The sequence below is a fragment of the Paraglaciecola sp. genome, assembly GCF_039942875.1.
In the GTDB taxonomy this organism is placed as follows: Bacteria; Pseudomonadota; Gammaproteobacteria; order Enterobacterales; family Alteromonadaceae; genus Paraglaciecola.
Genome location: NZ_JBDVBQ010000032.1, coordinates 1 through 25,438 on the forward strand (window position 1 = coordinate 1; position 25,438 = coordinate 25,438).

The 25,438-nt window shown below is 39.7% G+C and carries 21 protein-coding genes; 13 read left to right on the top strand and 8 right to left on the bottom strand.

The genetic code is table 11. From position 1 onward, the window contains the following. Together ABJE44_RS11130 and ABJE44_RS11135 are read left to right on the top strand one after the other, a co-directional pair. A partial coding sequence (locus ABJE44_RS11130; RefSeq protein WP_348120768.1) for a methylenetetrahydrofolate reductase occupies window positions 1-422 on the top strand: 422 nt, incomplete at its 5' end. A 30-nt stretch (window positions 423-452) separates the two neighbouring features. Further along, a complete protein-coding gene (locus ABJE44_RS11135) occupies window positions 453-1,355 on the top strand; it encodes a virulence factor BrkB family protein (RefSeq protein WP_348110527.1) in 903 nt (300 codons plus the stop codon). Window positions 1,356-1,362: 7 nt separating this feature from the next. Here the strand turns inward: ABJE44_RS11135 and ABJE44_RS11140 are convergent, their stop codons facing one another. Together ABJE44_RS11140 and ABJE44_RS11145 are read right to left on the bottom strand one after the other, a co-directional pair. After that, window positions 1,363-2,010 (bottom strand): DUF2959 domain-containing protein, encoded by a 648-nt coding sequence (locus ABJE44_RS11140; protein WP_348110528.1) that lies wholly within the window; start codon window positions 2,008-2,010, stop codon window positions 1,363-1,365. A 2-nt stretch (window positions 2,011-2,012) separates the two neighbouring features. Next, window positions 2,013-2,240, bottom strand: a complete 228-nt coding sequence (locus ABJE44_RS11145) for a hypothetical protein (protein ID WP_348110529.1) — start codon at window positions 2,238-2,240, stop codon at window positions 2,013-2,015. A gap of 92 nt (window positions 2,241-2,332) precedes the next feature. On the opposite strand from ABJE44_RS11145, the gene pip reads away from it, so the two are divergent. From pip to ABJE44_RS11160, 3 genes are all read left to right on the top strand, one after another. Next, on the top strand, window positions 2,333-3,298 hold the full coding sequence (gene pip, locus ABJE44_RS11150) for a prolyl aminopeptidase (RefSeq protein WP_348110530.1): 966 nt from the start codon (window positions 2,333-2,335) through the stop codon (window positions 3,296-3,298). Further along, on the top strand, window positions 3,295-3,732 hold the full coding sequence (gene dtd / locus ABJE44_RS11155; protein ID WP_348110531.1) for a D-aminoacyl-tRNA deacylase: 438 nt from the start codon (window positions 3,295-3,297) through the stop codon (window positions 3,730-3,732). Before pip ends, dtd begins: the two co-directional genes overlap by 4 nt. A gap of 113 nt (window positions 3,733-3,845) precedes the next feature. Next, window positions 3,846-4,766 (top strand): bifunctional GNAT family N-acetyltransferase/hotdog fold thioesterase, encoded by a 921-nt coding sequence (locus ABJE44_RS11160; RefSeq protein ID WP_348110532.1) that lies wholly within the window; start codon window positions 3,846-3,848, stop codon window positions 4,764-4,766. A gap of 71 nt (window positions 4,767-4,837) precedes the next feature. Here the strand turns inward: ABJE44_RS11160 and rpoH are convergent, their stop codons facing one another. Further along, the gene (rpoH, locus tag ABJE44_RS11165; protein ID WP_348110533.1) at window positions 4,838-5,692 is read right to left on the bottom strand and encodes an RNA polymerase sigma factor RpoH; all 855 of its coding nucleotides are present in this window, start codon (window positions 5,690-5,692) and stop codon (window positions 4,838-4,840) included. A gap of 395 nt (window positions 5,693-6,087) precedes the next feature. On the opposite strand from rpoH, the gene ABJE44_RS11170 reads away from it, so the two are divergent. Beyond that, entirely contained in the window at window positions 6,088-7,329 is a 1,242-nt protein-coding gene (locus tag ABJE44_RS11170) for an EAL domain-containing protein (RefSeq protein ID WP_348110534.1), read from the top strand. A gap of 49 nt (window positions 7,330-7,378) precedes the next feature. Further along, window positions 7,379-8,494 carry a succinylglutamate desuccinylase/aspartoacylase family protein gene (locus ABJE44_RS11175; protein ID WP_348110535.1) on the top strand — a complete coding sequence of 372 codons (1,116 nt, stop codon included), beginning with the start codon at window positions 7,379-7,381 and terminating at the stop codon, window positions 8,492-8,494. 66 nt (window positions 8,495-8,560) lie between these two features. Here the strand turns inward: ABJE44_RS11175 and ABJE44_RS11180 are convergent, their stop codons facing one another. Beyond that, on the bottom strand, window positions 8,561-9,859 hold the full coding sequence (locus ABJE44_RS11180) for a peptidoglycan DD-metalloendopeptidase family protein (protein WP_348110536.1): 1,299 nt from the start codon (window positions 9,857-9,859) through the stop codon (window positions 8,561-8,563). Window positions 9,860-10,068: 209 nt separating this feature from the next. Between ABJE44_RS11180 and tyrS the strand changes: the two genes are divergently transcribed. Beyond that, window positions 10,069-11,268, top strand: a complete 1,200-nt coding sequence (gene tyrS / locus ABJE44_RS11185) for a tyrosine--tRNA ligase (protein WP_348110537.1) — start codon at window positions 10,069-10,071, stop codon at window positions 11,266-11,268. Window positions 11,269-11,409: 141 nt separating this feature from the next. Continuing rightward, complete coding sequence (locus ABJE44_RS11190) at window positions 11,410-12,231, top strand: hypothetical protein (protein WP_348110538.1); 822 nt, start codon at window positions 11,410-11,412, stop codon at window positions 12,229-12,231. A gap of 83 nt (window positions 12,232-12,314) precedes the next feature. Here the strand turns inward: ABJE44_RS11190 and mrcB are convergent, their stop codons facing one another. The 3 genes from mrcB to hrpB all read right to left on the bottom strand — a co-directional run bounded on the left by mrcB (window position 12,315) and on the right by hrpB (window position 20,007). After that, window positions 12,315-14,672 carry a penicillin-binding protein 1B gene (mrcB, locus tag ABJE44_RS11195; protein WP_348110539.1) on the bottom strand — a complete coding sequence of 786 codons (2,358 nt, stop codon included), beginning with the start codon at window positions 14,670-14,672 and terminating at the stop codon, window positions 12,315-12,317. A 160-nt stretch (window positions 14,673-14,832) separates the two neighbouring features. Next, window positions 14,833-17,454, bottom strand: a complete 2,622-nt coding sequence (locus ABJE44_RS11200; RefSeq protein ID WP_348110540.1) for a M12 family metallo-peptidase — start codon at window positions 17,452-17,454, stop codon at window positions 14,833-14,835. Between the two features lie 87 nt (window positions 17,455-17,541). Beyond that, on the bottom strand, window positions 17,542-20,007 hold the full coding sequence (gene hrpB, locus ABJE44_RS11205; RefSeq protein ID WP_348110541.1) for an ATP-dependent helicase HrpB: 2,466 nt from the start codon (window positions 20,005-20,007) through the stop codon (window positions 17,542-17,544). Between the two features lie 176 nt (window positions 20,008-20,183). Between hrpB and purU the strand changes: the two genes are divergently transcribed. Beyond that, the gene (gene purU / locus ABJE44_RS11210; RefSeq protein ID WP_348110542.1) at window positions 20,184-21,038 is read left to right on the top strand and encodes a formyltetrahydrofolate deformylase; all 855 of its coding nucleotides are present in this window, start codon (window positions 20,184-20,186) and stop codon (window positions 21,036-21,038) included. A 3-nt stretch (window positions 21,039-21,041) separates the two neighbouring features. After that, window positions 21,042-21,644, top strand: coding sequence for a histidine phosphatase family protein (locus tag ABJE44_RS11215; protein WP_348110543.1), 603 nt, complete (start codon window positions 21,042-21,044; stop codon window positions 21,642-21,644). Between the two features lie 16 nt (window positions 21,645-21,660). Here the strand turns inward: ABJE44_RS11215 and ABJE44_RS11220 are convergent, their stop codons facing one another. Beyond that, a complete protein-coding gene (locus ABJE44_RS11220; RefSeq protein ID WP_348110544.1) occupies window positions 21,661-22,230 on the bottom strand; it encodes a hypothetical protein in 570 nt (189 codons plus the stop codon). A gap of 246 nt (window positions 22,231-22,476) precedes the next feature. Here ABJE44_RS11220 and ABJE44_RS11225 point away from each other — a divergent pair, with 246 nt between their 5' ends. Next, a complete protein-coding gene (locus ABJE44_RS11225; protein ID WP_348110545.1) occupies window positions 22,477-24,621 on the top strand; it encodes a M3 family metallopeptidase in 2,145 nt (714 codons plus the stop codon). Between the two features lie 209 nt (window positions 24,622-24,830). Then, complete coding sequence (locus ABJE44_RS11230; RefSeq protein ID WP_348110546.1) at window positions 24,831-25,436, top strand: paraquat-inducible protein A; 606 nt, start codon at window positions 24,831-24,833, stop codon at window positions 25,434-25,436. Window positions 25,437-25,438: the final 2 nt, after the last annotated feature.

Consider the following 25,438-nt stretch of genomic DNA (forward strand, 5'->3'; position numbering starts at 1 on the left):
CAGAAGCCCCTAATGCGCAATTCGACTTACTAAATTTAAAACGTAAAGCTGATGCCGGAGCCACCGAGGCTATCAGCCAGTTCTTTTTTGACGCAGAAGTATTTTTACGTTTTCGTGACCGAGCCGCAGCAGCAGGCATTGATTTAGATATAGTGCCAGGCATTTTGCCCGTCACTAACTATCAAACCTTACAACGTTTTGCTGGTTTTACGAATGTCCATGTTCCCCAGTGGTTACACAAAATGTATGGTGGCTTAGATAAAGATGATCAAACTACTCGTAACCTAATGGGCGCAAGTATAGCCATGGATATGGTGAAGGTATTAGCTAAAGAAGGTATTCGAAATTTCCATTTCTATACCTTAAATCGTAGTGAACTGAGTTATGCCATTTGCCATATGTTGGGCGTTAGAGCAGACTAACAGTTAATTCATGTAACGATTAGCCTAATCATGCCTAGTACTTTTATTTCAAATACAAATATTATTGCCTTATTCAATCAGTGTAAGGCATTTTTATCTCTATTTATTAACCATGTTAAACAAGACAATATTACCGTGTCAGCGGGGCACTTGGCTTATGTGTCTTTATTGTCTTTGGTGCCCTTTATTATGGTGTTTTTTACTATTTTATCTGCTTTCCCAGCTTTTGCAGAAACAAGAGGCGAGATAGAAGAACTGATTTTCGAAAGCTTTATTCCCTCAGCTGGAAGCCAAGTTAGCACTTACATGACAGAATTCATCAATAATGCTTCTGGTATGGGTGCCATCGGGATTTTATCTTTAATGGTAGTAGCTTTAATGTTGATCTCTAATATAGATAAAACCCTAAATCGCATCTGGCAGTCAAAAAGTGAGAGACCTATAGTATTCACACTAGCCATATACTGGATGGTACTTACCCTAGGTCCACTGCTGATGGGAGCGAGTGTTGCCGTGAGCTCGTATTTAGTGGGTTTAGCTAATTATGCAGAAGAATATACCTTTGGGTTCACAACCTTCTTATTAAAATTTGTACCGTTTTTGATGTCTATTAGTGCTTTTTTTATTTTGTATATGTTGGTACCAAACAAAAAAATTGAAGCTAAACACGCTTTAGCCGGAGCGTTTGTGGCAGCTAGTTTATTTGAACTAAGTAAAAAGGGCTTTGCGTTCTATATCACGAGTTTTCCGTCATATCAGGTGATTTATGGCGCATTAGCTGTGATCCCAATTCTATTTTTATGGGTGTATCTATCTTGGATAGTAATTTTAGTCGGGGCTGAATTTACAAGGGTATTAGAATTATTTTTAGGAGAAGAGTCTGAGGATAAATTCTCTGAAGATGTTGAGGAAACTTCTGTTTCCCCAACATAGAATAACGCTACTCTCCCTGAATACTTGAGATAAATTTATTAGACTCAGAAATGGCAGTGTTCATTTCTGATACTAATTGATTAATCTCTTTTTTTATCCCACTAAACTCACCTTGCAAAGCACCTATCGCGCTGGCGTTTAAGTTATGTTTTAGATACAAAACATTGTCTTTCAATGCAGACAAAACAGGAGCCATTTTGCTTTCAGCTTTACGCATTGCACTCACTAAAGACTTATAGTTACGCTGAGTTTCTTTAAGCTTCATTTGGCTGTCACGCTTAAGCGTAGTATTAGTATATGCCTCTAGCTCTTCCTGCCACTCATCGAATAATGCTTCTGCAACACTTTCAACTTTATCTATACGGCTAGTAACCGCTTCTGCAGAGTCTTCACTGGCTTCATATTGATCTTTTAACTGTTCATAAACACTCTGAAATTCACCACCGTCGAAGTTAATTAACTGGCTAAATTCATCTAATGCAGAGCTAAACTGTTGCTGAGCGTCTTCTTGAGACTCTTTAGCATCTTCAACACGATCAACAAGAATATCTCGCTTCTCTACCCCCACAGTTTCCCAAGCCGAATAATAAGCTTTTTGCGCAGTTTGACATGCAGCCAAGGTCAATATTATTGGAACTATAAGTAACTTTTTCATAATCACCCTTTATATTTCGCAGCGTCTATAATTGCCCAAACATGGAAGATAAACCCAAACACTGCCATAAAAAACAAAATACCGGTTGCTGCTAGCGCATAATTAACCGATACCAATAAGAAAAAAACGATGGCTGCTAATATTCTACCTTGCACCAATTGCCCTAAGCCTGCGATAAACACATTGCAAATTGCTGCGATAACATTACCACCCGAACCTTGTCCCGCCATTTTAAAACTCCTATAAAAATAATAACGATCTTATCAATTAAGTAGTAAATTAAAGCAAAGCTAGGCAATTAACAAATGAGATATGTAAGACAATGCAACTTTTTCCAGCAATTTCCCCCTACAAAACTGAAATGTTTGACGTATCTGATGGACACCAGCTATACCTAGAACAAACAGGAAATCCCGATGGCATCCCTATTTTGTATCTACACGGTGGCCCAGGTGCCGGTATATCTGCGGGTTATCGGCAGTTTTTTGATCCTGATCATTACAGAATCATAGGGTTTGACCAAAGAGGGTGCGGTAAATCTCTGCCATTTGGCAGTTTAGAGCACAATACAAGTCAACGATTAGTACAGGATGTTCTAGCAATTCAGAGCCACTTAAAGATAGGTAAGTGGGTGCTATTTGGCGGTTCTTGGGGGTCAACATTAGCTTTACTAGTGGCGATAGAGCGACCTGAAAGTATTATTGGTTTGATATTAAGAGGGATTTTTCTAGCGCGAGAAGAAGACTACAGCTGGTACTTAGATCAAAAAGGCGGAGCAGCACAATTATTCCCAGAATATTACGACGAATTTTTAAAGCCTGTTAAATCACAGCTAACCAGCCAATCTATTGCTGATGCTTATTATGATATTTTCACCAACGAAAACGAAGTACGAAAGATGGCTGCTATCAAAGCTTGGTTTTTGTGGGAAGCTCGCATAAGCAGATTACATATCCAAATTAACGAAGAGCAGTTAATACCCGACGTTCATAGGGCAATTAGCTTAGCCTTGTTAGAGTGCCATTACATAAAACATCAATGCTTCATTCCTGAAAATCACATATTAAATAATACAGCTAAAATTAAAGACCTACCTATAAACATCATACATGGTCGCTACGATACAGTGTGCAAAGTAGAGTCCGCTTACTCACTACATCAGACATTAGATAACAGTAAACTTTCAATTATTCCTGAAGCAGGTCATAGCGCAAGCGAGAAAAACACCACAAAAGCGTTATGTCGAGCAACCAGAGATATGCTCAAGTTTTATAAGGAGCAATCATGATTGCTTTAATTCAAAGAGTTAAACATGCCAAAGTTGAAGTAGATAGCAACGTTGTAGGAGAAATAGGTACTGGTAGCTTAGTGTTACTAGGCGTTGAAAAAGACGATGACCAAAATAAAGCAGACAAACTTCTTAATAAAGTTATGAATTATCGAATGTTTTCAGATGAAAACGGAAAAATGAACCTAAATATTCAACAAGTAAAAGGCGAGTTACTAGTTGTCTCTCAATTTACCTTAGTCGCAGACACCAAAAACGGCAATCGGCCCAGCTTTTCAAAGGGTGCAACGCCAGAAAGAGGCCTAGAGCTTTACAATTATTTTGTAAATAAATGCAAACAAAGTGATATCAAATGTGAAACCGGTAAGTTTGGAGCGGATATGCAGGTTTCGCTAGTAAACGATGGCCCTGTAACATTTCAGTTACAAGTATAGTTTGCCGCCTGCTAGCTTTTGCGCTTTAATGGTCTACTGGTTTAGAGAATGCATCTTGACTGGCATTTAGTATCAGGTACCTAAATTTAGGTATTCAAACCCGGAAACCTTAAATGTATAAAATTGAAGACCCCACAAGCGAACAGGACTACCAAGAGTACTTTGCTTTCCGTTGGAAAATGTTACGTGCCCCTTGGAATTTCCCAAAAGGCTCAGAAAAAGACGAATACGAGCAAGTTAGTGAGCACAGACTCATTCGCAATAGTCAGGGAGAGGTTATTGCTATTGGCCGTATGCATATGAATACGGCAGAAGAGGCTCAAGTAAGACATGTGGCAGTTGACAAAGCCTATCAAGGTAAAGGCTTAGCAACTATGTTGGTATCTGCTTTAGAGTCCGTAGCTAGGGCCGAAGGCGCGGTTAGAATAGTCACAAATAGCACTGAGCTATCTATTCCTTTTTTTCAAAGCGTTGGCTTTGAGATAGAAAGCGAAACCCCAAAAGAATTAGGAGAGCAGCAGCGGCAACAGATGGTCAAGCGCCTGATTGATCCAAATATACTCACCTTACACCCTAAGTGGTGTAAATTACTTCAAGAGACTTGGCACGACACTATTCCTATTAGTGAACAGATGGGGATTAAGTTACACCAATACACGGGCCGTACTTTAGAAAGCCGAGCATCGCTAAATAAAAATATCAATCTACACGGTACTATGTTCGCTGGCAGCATTTTTTCTTTAGCCACCCTAACAGGCTGGGGTATGATTTTTTTACAACTAAAAGAAAAAGCTTTAGAAGGTGAAATCGTATTAGGTGATGGCAATATTCATTATCATAAACCCATCACTATGCAGCCTAGAGCCATATGCAATATTGAATCTTTGTCTGGAAGGTTTGAAACCTTACTTAAAAACAAGAAATGCCATATACAATTAAGTGTAGCAATATTAGACGGAGACAATGCGGTGGCAGAATTTACCGGTGACTTTTGGGTCTTACCTGTAGCGACTAAACCTGTTACTTCTGAATAAGCAATATTAAAAAAAACGTAAAAAAAAAGCCCTAATCAATTAGAGCTTTTTTCTATGTTTGAATACTTGGCTTAGGCTGCCATAGCATTTTGTAACTTTTTCATTGCGTTCTTTTCTATTTGACGAACACGTTCCGCAGATACTTGGTATTTATCAGCTAAATCTTGCAAGGTGGTTTTGTCATCAGATAACCAGCGAGTTTGAATGATATGCTGACTACGCCCATCCAAGGTTTTAATCGCTGCATATAATCTACCAGAAGCATTAGAATCCCAATCCGCATTAATAACGTCGGTTTCTACATCGGCAGACTTATCTTCTAAAAACTGAACCGGAGCAAAACTTCCGCTTTCGTCATCATCAGCTGACAAGTCAAATGCTTGGTCTTGGCTGCTCATGCGCGCTTCCATTTGGAGTACTTCTTTAGTACTCACACCTAACTCTTCAGCTACCTTTTGTACTTCAGCATGAGTAAACCAACCTAAACGTTTTTTGTTCTTACGTAGATTGAAGAAAAGTTTACGCTGTGCTTTTGTAGTGGCAACTTTAACGATACGCCAGTTACGTAACACAAATTCGTGTATTTCAGCTTTAATCCAATGCACAGCAAAAGATACCAACCTAACACCTACAGTAGGATCAAAACGTTTTACCGCTTTCATTAAGCCGATGTTACCTTCTTGAATCAAATCTGCCTGTGGCAACCCATATCCGGAATAAGATTTAGCTATGTGCACCACAAATCGTAGATGAGACATAATAAGCTTTCTAGCAGCTTGCAAGTCGCCATCCTCTTGTAAACGCTCAGCAAGACTACGTTCATCCTCGGCCGATAGCATATTAATACCACTTACCGCTTGAACGTAAGTTTCAATACTACCTGTTTGAGGGACAGTTAATGTCAATGCCCGTAAATCTGTACTCATAGTGACCTCCAATTGCACAATAGCTCGCGATTTTATCAAAAAAAAAAGCCCCCTGCGACTGAAATCATAGTCAATTACATCATTAACTTCAGGGCTCGCGTAAATAGACCGTTAAATTCGTAAAAAATTCCAATGACAGAGAAATTCTAAAGTAACTTCCCAGTCGACAAAACACTATATCGACCCACTAAAAACTAAAATTAGCTAAACTTAACCCAGTTAGACTAACAATTTAACTTACGTAACACAGAATAATTGAGATCAAATATACTCTCGATAAGACCAATGGCTACTGTATTAATTAATTTTTTACTTGTAAAATGATTGCGATCAATCTTTTACTAAAGAAGCATCGAATATGCTTCATATAGAAAATAAAAACAAATAGGAACGACATGTTTGCCTTTGTAGCTCGACAACCAATACTTGATAAAGAAAAAAGTGTTTTCGCCTATGAGCTTTTATTCAGGGATGGTAAGAATAATTACTACCCCCATTTAGAAAGAGATGAATCAACCAACAAGCTTATAGCCAAAAGATACCAAACCCTTGATTTAGATGACATTTCTTGTAATAAAAAATCCTTTATCAATTTCCAATCCGAAACCCTATTAAATGGTCTACCCAAATCGCTAGATCCCGAAAATGTCGTGGTAGAACTCGCAGCCAATAGCCATAAACCTGATAGTTTGATAGAGCTATGCAAGCACGTTAAAAATTTAGGCTATAAGATCGCTTTAGATGGTTATCAGTTGGACAGTAAGTCCCAGGATCATCTAAAGTTTGTTGATATGGTCAAGATAAATACCCATCAAGGTGATTACGATAAATTAGCTAACAATGTGCATCAACTCATAGACAAGAATGTACAACTCATTGCTGACAAAGTAGAAACCCAAGAAAGCTTCAATATTTATAAAGATATCGGATTTGACTATTTTCAAGGCTACTTTTTTTCCCGTCCAGAATCCGTATCTCAAGGACACCTTCCAACTTCAAAACTTACCTTAGTAGAGTTAATGGGGGCAAGTTCTAGCGAGTCATTCGACATAGAAAGTATTAATAGCGTAGTAGAGCACGATGTAGGTCTGTCTTATATGCTACTCAGATTTATCAATAACCCAATGATAAATAAGCGTTATAAAATCACTTCGTTACGCCACGCCTTAAATTATATGGGCGAAGTAGAGATCAAGAAATTCATCGCGTTATTGGCCTTAACCAACCTATCTGACGACAAACCTATTGAGCTTATCCACTTATCTTTAGTTCGCGCTAAATTTTGTGATTTAGTGGGAATTGAAAAAAATATTGGTAACAACCCGCCTACTGCTTTTTTAGTAGGCTTATTTTCACTTATAGATGCACTGCTAGATCAAGATATGAAGTCATTGCTCGACAAGTTACCTCTAATAGATGAAGTCAAAGATGCTCTATGTGGCAGTCAAAATGATCTATCGCTTTATTTATTGTTAGTGAAAGCATTCGAAAGTGGAAACTGGTTAAAAGTCATTCGTATTTCAAAAATTCTCGAAATTGATCAAAAGTTATTACACAGTCTATTTAACGAAGCTATTTTGTGGGGCAATGGTGTGCGCAACTCAATTTCACCTCACTTCCCTGAGTCAAAACCTTAACTTTTACTTATCAGCTATTGGTTTAAGTACTACAAAGCAGTAATCGCCCATGAATAAAATGATTAAAGAACATATTGTTGTGGCTCAAAATGCTTCCGGCCGCAATATGAACGTCCCTTTATATCGTTTTATTGGCGAACAGCCCGGCCCCAAGGTTTATATTCAAAGTTCAATACATGGCGCTGAAGTTCAGGGCAATGTGGTTATTTATCAACTGATTCAATTCCTCAAACACATACCGTTAAATGGTGAAATAGTATTGGTCCCAAATTGTAATCCAGTGGGTACCAATATTAAGGCTGGGGAGTATACCTTAGGCCGCTTTGATCCCGTAAATGGCACTAACTGGAACCGAGGATACTTCTACGACCAAGCGTTAATACAGGAGTTTGCAGCGAGTATTGATGACAAGGAATCAGTCCAATCTATTAAAGAACGGTTTCGCTCCCAAATAAAGCAACAATTACAAAATAAACTCAATGAAACATGGGGAATTGGTTTAGCGCAGCGACTTAACCTGAAGCTACAGCAACTCGCCTTTGACGCCGACTACGTATTAGATTTACATAATGGGCCTGTGGCCACTCGCCATATTTATGTGCCTGAATATGCCAAAGAGTCTGCAAAACTATTTAATATCCCACACGTCATTTTAATCCCTCAGGTCTTTTCTGGAGCATTAGACGAAGCTACATTTTGTCCCTGGTGGTTATTATCCGATTTAGTCAGTGCTAAACGGCAACAAGCAATTTACTTTGAAGTCGAAGCGTTTACCTTAGAAATGGGGAGCCAAGAGGTGGTTAATTTTACTGAAGGGAAATACGACGCCAAAAGTATTCTGGCTTTCTTAACCGCTAAAAATTGCTTACCTGCTAATACCAGCAACCCTGAAACTATTGTTCGCAAAGCCGTATATTTAAAAGACTATAAAATACTCTATACGCAGGCTGGGGGAATAGTAGAGTATATGGCACAACCAGGAGAAGTGATAACAAAAGGCCAAGTGTTGGCTAAGGTTTTAAACGTTGATAATTTAGACAACGACCAAGCAACACATGATATTTTGGCCCCTTGCGATTTAATTCCTATTTTACACTTTCCTTCGGCTTCAGTATTGAGCGGAACACAACTTTATAAATGCTTTACTGAATACTTTGAATTATAACCGTCAGTTTTAATATCAAAACCCCATCACCTTACCAAACAAAAAACTAACTACCAAAAACAATCTCTAGTAGGTCATAGACAGCATAATACGCTTGTTATTGTCTAACTGAGTCATAGCTTGGTTAGCTAATGCCATAAACTTTGACTTTTCTGTTGAAGCAATAGGTTCGGCTTTTGGCAAGCTCACTGTACGGGGATTTCTATGTACCCCAGCAACCAAAAATTCATAATGTAAATGCGGAGCTTGTGACATGCCCGTTGATCCAACTAAACCAATGACTTGTCCTTGTTTTACTCGCTGCCCTTTTTTCACCTTTCGCTTTGAAAAGTGCAGATATTTAGTGACGATTCCGTTTGGATGTTGAATAAAAACATAATTCCCATTGTACTTGTTATAGGCTGAATGCGTAACCTTCCCATCACCCGAGGCCACAACTGGGGTGCCAGTACTTGCTCTATAATCGGTACCATTGTGAGGTCTCACACGTTTTTGGATAGGGTGAAAACGTTTTGGATTAAAATTAGAACTGATATACCTGAAGTTCACCGGAGCCCGTAAAAAGCTCTTACGCATGCTGCGCCCTTCCGCTGTGTAATAATTTCCATCGGTATATCTCACTGCGGTATAGGAGTCACCTTGATTTACAAATTGAGCCGCAACAATATTGCCATTCTCAATAAACTCACCATCTATGTAATGCTCTTCAAAGGTCACATAGAATTGGTCGCCCGCTCTGATACCTAAAGCAAAATCTATGTCCCAGCCAAAAATACCAGCCAAGCTCATAATCTGATTGTCACTTAAATTCGCTTCACGGCCAGCATTCCAAAAACTACTAACAATCTCACCTTGAGCATAATTTAATCTTGTATCGACTTTTTTACTTTGCACCTTACTCACAAAGTTATCACTTGCGTCATGTTCTATAACTAGCGTGTCAGTAGTTGAGTATGGATATTTTAATGAAATTAGTTTTCCAGATTTATCAATTTCTAAATCTAGAGTTTGCCCTGGTTTCATTCTTAAAAGTTTACTTGCATCATTTCCAGCTTTACTAACGTGATAGGTATCTTGGGGCGTTAACCCAGCCCTCTTAAAGATAATGGCAAGATTGTCACCTTTTTTAACCGTAAAAGAGCGAACTTCGTTTAATTCTTCAAGTCCTGAGAATTCATTGATGGGCAAATTATCAAAATTAACGGCTAGATCGTAACGTTTACCGACCTCTAGGGTGGATGCAGTATTTTTATATGCACTCACCGGATCTGATGGAAACAGAAACAAAAGACACAAAAAGGCAGCAACGGAAGAGATCATCCATTTATGGGGTTTTGGTATATTTTTAAAGGACTTAGTGATCACAGAGACAAGATTTCAGTTTAAGCTTAACCACAGAATATATGGATTACATTGGATTTTCCAGCGCTAGTCTCGATTTTACTCAATTGTAGAATATCTCTAAAACGAAGATGTTATTTGCAATAATACCTATTGCCCTTTCATTGCTAAGGCTTGGCAAGTAAAATACCGGGTATTAGATAAACACCCGATTACTTTACAAGGTTACAAAAATGTCAGATTGGCAGAATGCGATGGTTGAAATCCAGCGCGGTGCAGAAGAAATATTATTAGAAGACGAACTCAGTGCCAAATTAAAAGAAGGCAAGCCTTTAAAAATTAAAGCAGGGTTTGATCCTACAGCACCTGATTTACATTTAGGTCATACGGTTTTAATCAACAAACTACGTACCTTTCAGCAGCTAGGGCACGAGGTGATATTTTTGATTGGTGATTTCACTGGCATGATTGGTGACCCAACTGGCAAAAACGTCACCCGTAAGCCACTTACCAAAGAAGACGTTTTAGCCAACGCAGAAACCTATAAAGAACAAGTTTTCAAAATTCTAGACCCAGCAAAAACTACTATTCGCTTTAACTCAGAATGGATGGAGCAATTAGGTGCAGCAGGCATGATTAAGCTAGCTGCAAACCAAACGGTTGCTCGAATGCTTGAGCGAGATGACTTTAAAAAGCGTTATGCTGGGGGCCAACCTATTGCCATACATGAATTTTTATACCCATTAGTACAAGGTTGGGATTCTGTCGCTTTACAATCAGACGTTGAGTTAGGCGGTACCGATCAAAGGTTTAACCTATTGATGGGACGCGAATTACAAAAGTCAGAAGGCCAAAGACCACAAACTGTATTGATGATGCCTCTCTTAGAAGGCTTAGATGGCGTTCAGAAAATGTCTAAGTCCTTAGGAAATTATATTGGTATTACGGATGCACCTAGCGAGATGTTTGGAAAAATCATGTCAATTTCAGACGTGTTAATGTGGCGCTACTACGATTTGCTTAGCTTCAAACCTAAACCAGAAATTGATGCTCTAAAACAACAAGTCGCTGACGGTACCAATCCAAGAGATATTAAAATTGACTTGGCTAAAGAGATTATAGCCCGCTTTCATAGCGATGAAGCGGCAACAGCTGCCCATAATGAATTTATTCAGCGCTTTCAAAAGAATGCTATTCCAGATGAAATGCCAGAATTTGAATTTGAACTAGGTTCAGAAGGTCTAGCGATTGCAAATACCCTCAAAGATGCCAAATTAGTAAGCTCTACCTCTGACGCCATGCGTATGATTAAGCAAGGCGCAGTTAAAATGGACGGTGAAAAGGTAGCAGACACTAAACATAGATTTATAGCCGCAGCTCAAGTTGTACTTCAAGTTGGCAAACGTAAATTTGCTCGCATCACTTTTATTTAATAGTCGATAGCCTAAATTCACCCTAGCTACATATTGTCGCTAGGGGGTCTTGCTAAAGTAATTGAACTTAATCACCCTTTTGCGACTCTATTATTGGCTCAATGGCTTCATATTATACTTCAAGGAAATAAAACACCTACCGTGTTGAAGAAAAACCGCTTTTTAATCTTCTCTCTATTGGCCCATGTGATATTAATTTTTATTATCGCACGATCAGCGATGTTTTCTTCTCCTCCACCAATAAGCATTACAGAAGTTCAACCTATACAAGCCAGAATAGTATTTGATATTGCGCCTGTCGCCATAGTTGAAGAGCCCCCCATTGATGAGCCGTTACCGGTATCAGCAGAAAAGCCATCAGTTAACGCAGACTCTCAACTAAAAGTTAACGCCAGAGATGTAGAAAAAATTGTAGAAGCAGAAGTACCGCCTCCTTCTGCTCCTGAGCCTGAACCGGTAATTGAAACACCCCAAGCAGAAGTCGAGCCTGCAACTAAGCCTGAAAAAAGCGAAACAACTAATGTGCCAGCAGCAGAGTCTGCCCCAGTAAAAAATGATTCAACTAAAGCCACAATTAGTAAACCTGTTACTAGTATGGCAAGAAGGCACCTAGGAAGTTTTCAGCAGCAACAACATCAGCGAATGGCAGAGCAAGCCTCTCGAAATTATCAAGAATCTAAAAACTCTCCCTTCATTAATACTGAAGAGAAAGATCCATTTATGACAGAAGATGAAAAGCTTCAAGAAAGCCTGAAAGTCAGAGCTGATTGCGGTGGCGCAACCAAAGGCACTGCTGCTTTGTTACTTGGTGCTTTAGGCGGAAATATAGAATGTACTAGCCCCCCTTCGATAGATGGTTACATTCAAAAACGAATCAACAAAAATCAGGACTTCCCTAGGCAGTCTGACACTCAAAAAAGTCAATCCGCCTTAACTAAATCTATCGTAGTGCAAGACAATTAAGATACGTTATGGATCAGCTCTAGAGGCTGTTGTCACCGAACTTGATGCACCTAAATCGACATCAAACTTAACTAAATTGTAAGTTATTTTCCGAAGAGTTTTTCCCAAAAGGTTTTAGGCTTTTCGGGTACTCTTGATTCACCTGTACACTTTTTAGGGATAGCTGGTAATGCCTCTGTAATGGCTGGCACACTAAAGGTATCAGTACACCCTGCTCGACTTAAGTTTCCAGTTTCTTTATCAAAATGTGCAATACCTAACCCTTTAGGGAAACGCCTCACTAAAGATTTAGGTTCTTGTTGCTTTTGATAAGCAATAAACAATTGCATAGCACCACTTGAGCCACTCAGGTTAACCGGTTCATTGTTGTCTTTTCCAATCCAGCTGGTAACCAAAATATTTTTATCGAAACCACTAAACCAACTATCACGATAATCATCTGTAGTACCGGTTTTACCTGCCATATTAACATTAGGGAAGTTAGCTCGAATTGACTTTGCTGTGCCCTCTAAGGTCACTTTATGTAATGCATAATTTAGTAAGTAGGTGGCCTTTTCATCTACCCTTTGCTCCGGTGTGATGTCGAAACTCCAAAGCAAATCGTTATTAGGAGACATAATTGAGGTAATCGAATGTAATGGTATGTACTGCCCATTATTAGCCATGGTCTGGTACATTTGGTTAACTTGCAATGGAGAAAAGTTAACCGCTCCCAACGTTAACGCTGGGTATAAACCTACCTCTTCCTCTACCCCTAAACGCCATATAGTGTCAGCAATACTACCTAATCCTAGTTCCATCCCTAAAATCACTGTAGGTACATTTAAGGAACGACTTAACGCTGTGACTAAAGGGACTTGTCCTCGGAACTTTTTATCGTAATTTTGTGGCTCCCACATTTTGCCATGGGTACTTTTCAACTTTATGGGCTCGTCAGCTAAATGGGTCGCTAAATTATAAGTTTCGGGTAGCTCCAAAGCCGTTAAATAAATCACTGGTTTAATCAAAGAACCTATCGCTCGCTTGGCATCTAAGGCTCGATTAAAACCCGCATAATCGGTATTTCGGCCTCCAACAATCGAGCGTATTTCACCGGTATCAATATCTGACACCACCATAGCAGCTTCAAAATCACGTTTACCTATGCGTTTTTCTTGAATGGCAACACCTTTAGAAACAGCCAATTCTGCTTTAAATTGGGCATTTGAGTCTAATGTTGTAAATACTTTCAAGCCAGATTGGCGAATATCTGGGTTATCTAATACCTGTCTAAGTTCTCTACGCACTTGATCCATAAATGCAGGGTGTTTATCTTTCTTTAGACTTGCTCCGGACGCCAAATTGATGGGTAAATCTAATGCTGTTTGATATTCATTTGGAGACAAGAGGTTGTCGTCTAACATCAATCTCAATACAACATTTCGTCTTTCTGCAACCCGCTCAGGGTATTTACGGGGATTGTAATAGGACGGCCCTTTGATGATTCCCACCAGAGTTGCCACTTCATCAACACTTAATTCATTTAATGGGCGGTCGTAGTAAAAGTAACTTGCTAGTCCAAACCCATACACTCCAGTATCACCGTTTTGCCCTAAAAACACCTCATTTAAATACGCTTCAAGGATCACTTCCTTGCTATAACGAGCATCGATAATAACCGCCATCAACGCTTCTTTGATCTTGCGGGTAATAGTTTGCTCGCGGGTCAAAAACAAATTTTTAACCAGTTGTTGGGTAAGGGTGCTGCCCCCTTGTACCGTCCGACCAGCGGAAATATTAGCCAATAAAGCCCGCATGATTGATAAAGGTGCAACCCCAAAATGTTTATAGAAGTCTTTATCCTCAACGGCCACTAACGCCTGAGTGAGAATAGGCGGAACATTATCTATTTGCACTAACATGCGATCTTCACGACCACTACTCACCAATCGAGTAACTAACCAAGGCTCTAAATAAAAGTCGCTGATTGCACGACGACTATCTAGATTTTGAATTTTACTGATACGCTCGTTATTGAGTGTAACTTCGATATTACGTAAAAATTCAGTGCCATGGGGGAAATCAAACATACGCCTTTGAATACGAATTTTTTGTCCTAAAATCTGATACTCACCAGAGCTATCCGCCCTTGTCACTCTGCGATAACCAAGTAATTTTAATTCTTCTTCAATCTCTTTAATGCTAATTTCTTGCTTTAGTGCTAGGTGCATAGGACGAGCGTATATTTGCGCGGGGACCTGCCATTTATTACCCGCAAATGTATGCCTAATTTGCGCGTCTAAATACACCCCATAAGTACCAATAATCAGCACAAAGATCAGTACCAATTTACCCCAATGACGAAAAAACCACCTAAATGGATTGAGTTTTCGCCATAGAGAAACGGCCGGTTTTCTGGGTTTATTCGCTTTTTTAGGCTTTGCTCGAGAGGTTTTAGTCATTTGCTACGAAAGGGGTCTTGTATAAGTTAAAACATATTTTGATGGTTAGCTTATCCAAATTAATAAAAAATTGCTGCTTTAATTCACCGTATAAGTGACAAATTAACATAGCCTGCTATTAACTTTAATAGTAAATAACAGGCTCATATCCACAGGGTAATTAATCGATCAATTGCACATTTTTAAAGTAACTATTGCCATCTGGGTTATTGACGTCATGGTCCATCATAAAGAAAAGGTTACTAAAGTTACCGCGATAGAAAGCGCCAACTGGGATTTCGAAATGCTGATATTCACCATCTCCTGTATAGGTGTAATTGGTATAACCATAATCTTGCGTACCAAATAAAGTAAACACTCTATTTTCAGTAAGCTTTAGATTATTATCAAAACCAAAGCCGTGTAGCTCTCCTTGGGAGGTACTTTTAAAATCAAAGACCAACACAGAATCTGAAGTTAAAAGGATATCTAGATCTATTCTTTTCCACGTATTTCCTTCGAGCTTAAGTGTTGCTCCTCCATCTTCTATAGAAACAATACCTTCTACATCTTGGCTTCCACCGTAACTTAAGACTTCATAGTCGTTAAAATTAAGAACTGATTCATCAGTGGCGGCTATAACTGTCACCACAAAACTTTGAGTATCCATACCTGCAGAGTTAGATGCTCCAACTTCTATAACTTGCTGGCCTTCTTGCGTTTCATCTGGTGTCCACGCTATCAAGCCTTCTTGACTGATAGTCATACCGGTTGGCCCATTTAACAATTCGTAAGAAATAATCGCGGTCCCATCGGCACTCAAGCTGTTGTCTTCATCATAGGCGTAAGCTGTATTGACGGTTGCGCTAAGATTTGGGCTGGAGGTAATGCTAGGAGCGACAATAACGGGGATTTCCCCAGCTTCATATACTTGAATATTACTAAAATAACTATTGCCAGTGGGGCTACCTACGTCATGATCCATAGCAAAAAAGAGGTTAGTCATTGAGCCTGTATAGTAATCGCCAACGGGTATCACAAAGTGCTCAAAATCCCCACTACCACTGTATTGGTATGCACCATTACCGTATGCTTGGCTCCCATACACTCTGAAAATTTTGTTTTCATTTAAGCTGATATTATTGTCGAACCCAATTCCATGTACTTCACCTTCTTGGGTACTTTTAAAATCTAACTCTAAAATTGTGTCTTGCGTGACAATATAAGGCATATCAATTTTTTGCCATTTATTACCTTGCATAGTCAAAGTTGCTCCACCGTCTGTTACCGAAACAGTTCCGGTTATATCTTGGTTTCCTCCATATGCAGCTAAAGAAAAATCATTGAAATTGATTACCGAAGTATCAGCCGGAGCGACAACTTCTATATCAAAACTTTGCGAATCCGTACCATATGAGTTAACAGCGGTAATTTGCACTGAGTGCATCCCTTCCTGATTACTTTGGGGAGTCCAACTGACTAAGCCAGTAGGATCCACAGTCATACCTACTGGCCCAAAATCTAACAGATAAGTAATGGACTCAGTTCCATCAGACTCTATTTGGCTATCGTTATCATATTTATAGGCAATATTGGTTGTAGCATGGGGGTTTGCAGTAGAGATAATGGTGGGAGGTGTATCTGCAACAGGAGTAATATCAACAATGCAACTAGCACCATCAACAATGGGCTGAATGATGCTTAAACTGCAGTCTGAAAATTGATCGTTACCGTTAATAGTGGGATTCATTAAATAAGTGCCCGCTGCAGCAGCACAAGCAGAACCGCTTTCATTATCATGGGGCGCACTAAAATTGTGGCCAAACTCATGGGCTGCAACCAAAGAAGCAATACTGCTCATACTCCCAGCTTGAGTCACCCCAACACCATAACTACCGCAAACTCCACCTACATAAGCAATACCAACTGTACTACCCTCAAGATCTTTTCCGGTAAACAAATGTGTTAGCCCTTGATTACCAATATCACTGGCCACGTATGACCTAAAAGCCCCAATTAAGGTACTAGCATTATTGGAGGTCAAGGTTCCATTAGCCGACAACATAATAATATCAGCCACAGCCATGCTTAACCCTAACTGATCACTAAAAATGCCATCAACCACATTCATTTGCGCAATGATATTACCTTCAACATCTGAACCACTACTCGCTACATATTCCGTATCTGCAACTATTGTTATTGCTATTTCTCGGCTGGCTAAGGTAGCACTCGCAAGTTCTGCCTCATCAACAGCACTCATTATTTCAGAGTAATCAAATGCGCTGCTATTTTTCCTTAAATCCATATCGCAATGCCCAATGTTGCTCACAGAAGAAGCCGTAAAAGCGACTGAGCCATGACTAGCAAGGGCCGTACTATTTGTTATTTCACTCGCTTTAACAGCATCATCAATTAAAAATAGTTCATTACCATCATAAAATGCGCCAATATAGTTACCAGCAACTTTAGTTAACCTCACCCATGAGCCATTGACACCTTCAATACTGCCTGAGTAGGGCACCACCTCAGTGGCATGTTTACGATATTTAGCCTGTTGATTTAAAGATGTATTTTCAGTTAATAAAAAGGTGAAACTCTGGCCATATACATTAATCGATAATGCAAACTGCTCCCCGTCCCGAGCAACAGATTCACCAAACTCAACCATTTGCATATCAGCTATGGAGATACTATCGTCGTTAAATATTGAAGCATCAACACTAAAACTTAACAGTGAAGTAGAAACGAACACAGCAAGTAAGTAATGAAGGCGGTGATTTATACTATGGTAAAATTTCATAAAAACATGCATTAAACTGAGCCTCTTAATTTATGCATAAAATCTTGTATCGAGACACTTTTAAGCTTCGAATTAGACCAAACGCACTTAATTTAAATTATTCATTTTCTTTTTTGTTCGAGTAGTCGCTTGGGAATTAGCTGGGTCATCTGGCCAAAAATGTTTTTGGTATCTACCCTTCATTTCTTTCTGTACTTCTCTGTAGCTCCCTTGCCAAAAACCTGCCAAGTCTTGAGTTGTTTGCACTGGGCGGCCTGCGGGCGATAGCAGCTCTAAGTGTAGAGGGATTTTTCCATTTCCAATTCTCGGAGTGTCTGCCAAACCATACACTTCCTGCATGCGCACCGACATTTTTACTTGACCATTAGTCAAATAATTGAGTTGAATATGACTCCCACTTGGCACTTTGTATCTTTCAGGCATGAGTTGTTTAAGGGTATTTAAAGTTGTCCAATCCATTATAGATGATAACATTTCATTAAACTTTTGTTTACTAAGTTGCTGCCAGGTATACACCTCTGAAATGTAAGGTAACAACCAAGATTGAAGAGATTCAGTTAGCCCTTCTTCAGTAAAGTCTGGCCAATGGACATTTGGCATAGCCTTTTTAGCTAGCTTTACTCTCTGTATCAATTGCAGGGTATTATCTTCAAATGGCAAGCTCATCACCCCTTTTGATAGAATAACCTCTTTCCAAATGGCTGATATCTCTTCGGCGGAAGGCTTTGGCAGGTTTTGCTTAGTAATAATGATGGCACCTAAAGTCTGTATCTTTTCAGCCACAATAGCACTTCGGCTTTCATTCCAAGTTACTTTTTCGGTCCACTTTATTAGCTCAGCATGGTGTTGTTTGACTTGCTCAAAGGAAATGCCTTCAGCTAGAGAGATTTTTGCATCACCTGTGGCTTTATCGGTACTAAACATGCTGCCCAATACTATCCATTTATGGCTGCTTAAAATGTCATCTTCCCTTAGCTGTACACCAGCGCCATTGGCTAACAAATAACGTTTTTCAGCGGTCTGAAAACCGATCCATTGAGGAAAAGCCAGACTTAGTAATATGCCAATGTCATGAATCGGCCAAGCATCATCAATTGGACACGCTACCCGCTTATGCCAATATTTAATAGTTTGCCATAATGCATGGGAGCGGTGGCTTTGGATAAATTCAATACGCTGACTAACTTGAGCACTGGTCTCACCTCTGAGCGGGTCTTTACTCTCTAAAAGAGCAGCCAAAATACAGGCTAAACTATGATGAGATGCACTAATATCAGCACTTCTGAGTAGCATGTTAGCCACACCAGGATGGCAGCCTAATTTGTGTATGTCTTTGCCTAGGCCTGTCACCCGCAACTTAGCATCAAGGGCACCTAACTGTTGTAATATGTCGATGCCCTGTTTTATTTGGGCATCACTTGGCTGGTCGATTAATCCTAATTCTCGAATCGTGCTACCCCAAATTGCACTTTCTAAAATGAACTGACTCATGTCAGTTGTCAAAATATCTGGTGTAGATTGTTTGGGTAATCTATCGTGAAACTCTCTACTCCATAATCGATAACAAGTACCAGCAGTTAAGCGGCCTGCCCTCCCAGCCCTTTGTGTGGCCGAGGCCTGTGAGATGTTTTGGTCTTGTAGGTGGGTAATGCCACGACTAAGCTGGAATACAGCCTTTTTCTCAACACCGCTATCAACCACCACCTGAATACCCTCTATGGTCAAACTGGTTTCAGCAATATTAGTGGCGAGTATAATTTTACGTTTATTATCGGGGTGGGGCTGCAGGGCCTTTTGCTGTTCTTGTTTAGGCAACTCAGAGTATAAGGTTAATACCTCTATTTCAGCGTCAAAATGCTCCCTTAGTTTTGCAGCCGCTTTATTGATGTCCGCCACGCTAGGCAAAAAGACCAAGCAATCAAACTCGTGCTTAGGAACAACATCGATTACCAAGCGACTTATTTTTTCAAACAAAGGCAGCTTATTGTGATCGGCTCGATAGATAAGATCTACAGGATAGCTTTTCCCTTGAGACTCAAGCAACTTGGCCTCTGGTAGCAATTGACTTAAGGCCGTCACATCAAGGGTAGCCGACATCACTAAGAGTCGTAAATCATCTCTCAATGCTTGCTGTACCTCGATACATAGGGCCAACGAAAAATCAGCGTGAACACTACGCTCATGAAACTCATCAAATATAACCAAACCAATATCTGGCAACTCTGGCTGGCTTTGTAACAAGCGGGTTAAAATACCTTCAGTGACAATTTCAAGTCGAGTGTTCGAAGATACCTTCACATCTCCGCGGATCCGATACCCCACTGTTTTTCCAACCGCCTCACCCAATTGGCTAGACAGATAAGCTGCGATGCTTCTAACAGCAATACGCCTAGGTTGCAGCAAAATAATTTTCTTATCTTTAAATTGCTCAAGCTTAAGTAAAGACAAAGGTAAGCAGGTGGACTTTCCTGCTCCAGGGGGAGCCACCACTATGGCATCACCTGTTTTAAGTTGTTGATGTAAGGAAGGTAAAATATGTTCAACAGGTAACAAGTGACATCTCTTTGATAAATAAATGAAAGGCTAAGAGCTAGGGTTAGGATGGATGATATCAAACATAACTGAAACCTGAGTCCGAATTTATTCTCATATAGCTGTTTTTGTTCTTTACCCCCTTAGTGATAGCAGGCGACAATAGTAAGTTAAGAAAGCCGAGGTTTTTAAGAGTTATGCAACAAACATTTAGATTAGTCATTGATTGCCCAGATCAGGTGGGATTAGTGGCAGCAGTAAGTCAATTTTTAGCACTGCAAAACGCAACTATAGTTGAAGCGAATCATCACACCGACCAACAAACAAGTCGGTTTTTCATGCGACACGAGATCAAAGCAGACTCCATTAATATGAGTATAGATAGTGTCAAGCAAGCATTTGCACCTATCGCCGAAAAATTTAGCATGAATTGGAAAATAGTCGATTCACATAAAAAACAGAAAGTGGTGCTGTTAGCCAGCCATGAATCACATTGCTTGATGGATATTTTACATCGCTGGCATAGTGGTGAGTTACAATGTGATATTCCTTGTATTATTGCTAACCACCCGCAAATGAAACAGTTTGCTGATTGGCACAATATCCCTTTTCATTGGGTAGACTTCAAAAACCAATCTAAAGAAGCAGCCTTTGCAGAAGTAGAAAATTTGATTGATGCATATAAAGCTGACTTAACTGTACTTGCCCGCTTCATGCAAATCATTCCAGATCACTTATGTCAAAAATTAGCAGGTAAAGCAATTAACATTCACCACAGCTTTTTGCCTTCTTTTGCTGGAGCAAAGCCTTATCAACAAGCCTATAACCGTGGGGTAAAGCTCATTGGGGCAACGTGTCACTATGTAACAAGTGACTTAGATGAAGGTCCAATTATCGAACAAGAAGTCATGCGTATTAGTCATAACGATACAGCAGCAGATATGGTGCGCAAAGGCAAGAACTGTGAAAAAACAGCCTTAGCCAATGGTGTACGTTACCACTTGGAAGACAGAGTCATTATTCACGATAACAAAACCGTGGTGTTCGCTTAATTTATGGCTATCTATCTTGTGCGACATGGTGAAACTGACGGTAACCGTAATAGAATTTTACAAACCCCAGACACACCACTTTCCACTTTAGGGCAGCAACAGGCACAAGAGTTTGCCATAGCTTATAAAGACACGCCAATAGACGCTATTTTATGTAGTGACTACTTACGTACTAAACAAACCATTGAGCCTTTACTCAAGCTGCAGTCTCACAAAGTCAGCTACGAACCACTGCTGCAAGAACGAAGTTTTGGTGACATTCGCGGTAAAGCCTATGACGACGTTGAAGATGATTTTTTCGCTGAAGATTACGTACCTCCAAACGGTGAAACCAAACAACAATTTGTTGAACGCGTAGCAAAAGCTTGGGAGTGTATAGTTAAATTCTCTAAAGAATACTCTGGAGACATATTAGTCATGACTCATGGTTTGGTGCTACGAGAAATAGTAAATACTCACTTAGAGAAGGATCCAGCTTTACAATATTTATCTGACTATCATAATACCTGTGTGACTAAGATAGAGATGGGAAAAGCTTTAACCGTGCTGAGTCTGTGTGATATTAGTCATTTATCTACTCAAACCACGGCTAGCGGCGCGGTATAACAGTTTCACGCCAAGCTTAGAAATATCCTTTATATTGCAATTCTAGCTTGCTGTTAGTGACTTTTTTGTCGAATATTGAACTAAAGGTTTGGCTTACATCCCATGTTTGACTGGCAATGGCTACTTCCCAATAATGGCTGCTATGCATGCCATTCATTCTTGCATTAAGTAACCATTCTGAGTTTTTAGGCAAATCTAGCTGTACACCCTGAGCGCTCTTAAATTCAGTAGAAGTTTGTAGGGTCACCCCTGCCCCTATACTAAGATCATGGTTAACTTGATACCTTGGAATGATAGAAAGCTCTTTAAAAGAGACTCTCTGATTGAATACCCCCCAAGAATGTCGACCTTTGGCATAACCTAAGCTCATTTCCAGAGATGCACTTTTAGTGAGTGCTTGGTTGAACGATGCAGAATATGTAACTTGATTACACCCCGCAAATTTTATAGCTGACTTATCGACTCCAAGTTCTATGTTTTCTGAATTAAAACCAGATAGCCACTCAATTGTAGGTTCAAGCATTTCAATATTTGCAAAACACAATTTAGGTGTTAGCACAAAGATACAAAACAATACTGTTTTCATGGTAGCGCCCAAATTATTGTTCAACTTTCATGCACTTTACGTTAGCTAAAATAAATTACAGTATGTTTTGCGTATCTTAAGTACAGATAATCACACCTAAAATCGCTCAGCTACATTTTACTGAGATCGATTAACTAGTAGTTTGGCGTGAGTTTACTTAAACTGAAATCGCAAAAAAGCGTCACCTTTTCTATTATTTATACAATAACGGTGGTGCAATTATAATTTTAAAAACGGCAGAAAATAATGAATAAACCTCTAACTAAATTAGCATGTGCTGCAGTATTAATTGCTCTCAGTGCCTGTAGTGAAAAGACCACAGTAAAAGTAGCGCCCCCCAAAGACGACAATCCGTTACTTGCAGAATTCTCAGGCCCTTATGGTGGTGTACCGGCTTTTGACAAAATGGATTTATCTTATCTTAAGCCTGCACTTGAACAAGGCATGGCACTGAACCTTACAGAGATAGACGCCATCGTTAATAATCCAGCACCCGCAACCTTTGCAAACACCATAGTTCCTTTAGAAAAGGCAGGTTCAGAGTTAAGCCGAGTATTTAGGTATTGGGGGATTTGGAGCTCAAATTTAAACAGTCCGGAGTTTCGTAAAATCCAAAAAGAGATGGTTCCTGTATTGTCAGCATTCAGATCTAAGATTACTGGTAATGAGGCATTGTTTGCCCGAGTAAAAGCGGTATTTGAAAGTGACGAATTAAACGCACTCACCGCAGAAGAACAAAGAGTTACTTTACTAACTTATAGTAGTTTTGCCAGAAATGGAGCGACATTAAAAGGTGAAGCCAAGTTACGTTACGCTGCTATAAATCAAGAATTAGCAGGGTTACAAACACAATTTGCAAACAACGTATTAGCTGATGAAGAGAAATATGTTTTATATTTAACAAAAGGCCAGCTATCAGGTTTATCAGAATCACTAATCTCTGCAGCCGCAAGTGCCGCCACAAACCGTGGTAAAGAAGGTCAATATGCTATTACCAATTCTCGTTCATCTATGGATCCATTTTTAACCTATTCAGACGAAAGGGAATTAAGAGAGAAAGTTTGGCGCACCTATTACAGCCGCGGCAATAATGGCGATGAGTTTGATAACAATGAACTCATCAAAAAAATTCTCACCCTTAGAGACGAGCGTGTCGCTCTACTTGGTTATGATAATTATTCACAGTGGCGCTTAGAAGATCGCATGGCTAAAAACCCTGAGAATGCTATGGCATTAATGCAAAAGGTTTGGCCTGCAGCCATCGCCCGAGTTGATGAAGAAGTAGCAGACATGCAAGCGATTGCAGATGCAGAAGGTGCAAATATCAAAATCGCGCCTTGGGATTATCGCTATTACGCTGAAAAAGTACGTAAAGCCAAATACGCCTTAGATTCAGATGAAGTTAAACAATACTTACAATTAGATAAACTCCGTGAAGCTATGTTTTATGTAGCCGGAAGACTATTTAACTTTGAATTTACTGCCGTTCCTGAAGGCTCAGTGCCGGTATTTCACCCAGATGTAAAAGTGTGGGAAGTCAAAGACAAAACAACAGGTGACCATATTGGTTTATGGTATTTAGACCCATTTGGTAGACCAGGTAAGCGGTCTGGCGCCTGGGCCACCACTTACAGAAGTCATACTACTTTTGATGGTAAGAAAACAGTATTGTCATCAAATAATTCTAACTTTGTAAAAGGCTCAGAGGGTGAACCAACACTTATCTCTTGGGATGATGCAGAAACCTACTTCCATGAATTTGGGCATGCCTTACACTTTTTGTCAGCAACGGTTGCCTACCCCACTTCGCACTCTGGTGTCCGCGACTACACTGAATTTCAATCTCAGTTGTTAGAGCGTTGGTTAACCACAGATGAGGTTATCAATAACTACTTAGTGCACTATAAAACAGGTGAACCAATCCCTGCAGAGCTAGTTGCAAAAATCAAAAAAGCCGCCACCTTTAACGAAGGCTTTAAAACCACCGAATACATGGCGTCAGCTATCATGGACTTGCTATACCACACAACAGATCCTGCGACGATTGAACCTCAAGCATTTGAAAAAGAGCAACTTAATAAATTAGGAATGCCAGAAGAAGTGGTAATGCGTCACCGTAGTACACAATTCGGCCATGTTTTTTCTAGCGAGGGTTATTCATCTGGTTACTACGGTTATATGTGGGCAGAAGTTTTAACTTCTGATGCAGCAGAAGCCTTTGCAGAAGCTCCAGGCGGATTTTACGATAAAGAAGTCAGCGACAAGTTAGTAAAATACTTATTCTCTATCCGCAACGCCATGGCACCAGAAGAAGCTTATCGTTTGTTTAGAGGCAGAGATGCTAAAGTTGAGGCTTTGATGCGTGACCGCGGTTTTCCGGTAACCAAATAATCGAGTCAGAATTGAGATTCTAAATAACGTAAAAATGGCGAACTCTGTAATTACAGGTTCGCCATTTATTTTTCATACAACTTATTCACCCTATTTACACCTCACACTACCTGTACCAATATAGCTAACTGTTAAAGGTACAATACTGATGCAAATTATTTTTATTTCAGTGTAGGATATCTATCTAAACGCATTGAAGAGTATTAGATTTGATTAGAAAGCACCTTGGGTTTGCCTTGAACCTTGCTGCACTTGGGTTGTTTTTTCCTGGGGTATTGTTAACTATGTTTTCATTCAATATGGAAATGATGGTTAATCTTGGAGCCTCAGACCTGACTTCATCATTAATTGATAAAGACCTATCAATTGCAACCAGCATACAAGAACTTTGGGAAGACGACAGAGTCTTGGTAGCTTCATTGATCTTTGCGTTCTCAGTCTGCATTCCGCTTCTAAAAACATTACTTGTTAGCATATCTTACTTTGTAAAACATGCTGAGCTAGAAAAAAAGTTATTAGGGTTGGTTGCCAGTATTGGTAAATGGTCAATGGCAGATGTTTTTGTGGTTGCAATTTTTCTAGCGGTTATGTCTACCAATCATGCAGACACCTCAACAAATGAACAATTCACAGTATTTGGTTTTAGAATCGCACTAGACATCAGTAGCCAAACATTGTCAGCGATTGGAGACGGCTTTTACTATTTTACTGGATACTGCTTATTGTCATTATTAGCAACCCAGTTAAGTTTATCTGCTAGCAAGCAGGCTACCAAAAAGTTACAAAAAATGGATATGACGAACATAACTAACTAGCC

Coding starts and splice junctions, on each gene's coding strand:
- ABJE44_RS11135 (WP_348110527.1), top strand. CDS start 453: ATGCCTAGTACTTTTATTTCAAATACAAATATTATTGCCTTATTCAAT.
- ABJE44_RS11140 (WP_348110528.1), bottom strand. CDS start 2,010: ATGAAAAAGTTACTTATAGTTCCAATAATATTGACCTTGGCTGCATGT.
- ABJE44_RS11145 (WP_348110529.1), bottom strand. CDS start 2,240: ATGGCGGGACAAGGTTCGGGTGGTAATGTTATCGCAGCAATTTGCAAT.
- pip (WP_348110530.1), top strand. CDS start 2,333: ATGCAACTTTTTCCAGCAATTTCCCCCTACAAAACTGAAATGTTTGAC.
- dtd (WP_348110531.1), top strand. CDS start 3,295: ATGATTGCTTTAATTCAAAGAGTTAAACATGCCAAAGTTGAAGTAGAT.
- ABJE44_RS11160 (WP_348110532.1), top strand. CDS start 3,846: ATGTATAAAATTGAAGACCCCACAAGCGAACAGGACTACCAAGAGTAC.
- rpoH (WP_348110533.1), bottom strand. CDS start 5,692: ATGAGTACAGATTTACGGGCATTGACATTAACTGTCCCTCAAACAGGT.
- ABJE44_RS11170 (WP_348110534.1), top strand. CDS start 6,088: ATGTTTGCCTTTGTAGCTCGACAACCAATACTTGATAAAGAAAAAAGT.
- ABJE44_RS11175 (WP_348110535.1), top strand. CDS start 7,379: ATGAATAAAATGATTAAAGAACATATTGTTGTGGCTCAAAATGCTTCC.
- tyrS (WP_348110537.1), top strand. CDS start 10,069: ATGTCAGATTGGCAGAATGCGATGGTTGAAATCCAGCGCGGTGCAGAA.
- mrcB (WP_348110539.1), bottom strand. CDS start 14,672: ATGACTAAAACCTCTCGAGCAAAGCCTAAAAAAGCGAATAAACCCAGA.
- ABJE44_RS11200 (WP_348110540.1), bottom strand. CDS start 17,454: ATGAAATTTTACCATAGTATAAATCACCGCCTTCATTACTTACTTGCT.
- purU (WP_348110542.1), top strand. CDS start 20,184: ATGCAACAAACATTTAGATTAGTCATTGATTGCCCAGATCAGGTGGGA.
- ABJE44_RS11215 (WP_348110543.1), top strand. CDS start 21,042: ATGGCTATCTATCTTGTGCGACATGGTGAAACTGACGGTAACCGTAAT.
- ABJE44_RS11220 (WP_348110544.1), bottom strand. CDS start 22,230: ATGAAAACAGTATTGTTTTGTATCTTTGTGCTAACACCTAAATTGTGT.
- ABJE44_RS11225 (WP_348110545.1), top strand. CDS start 22,477: ATGAATAAACCTCTAACTAAATTAGCATGTGCTGCAGTATTAATTGCT.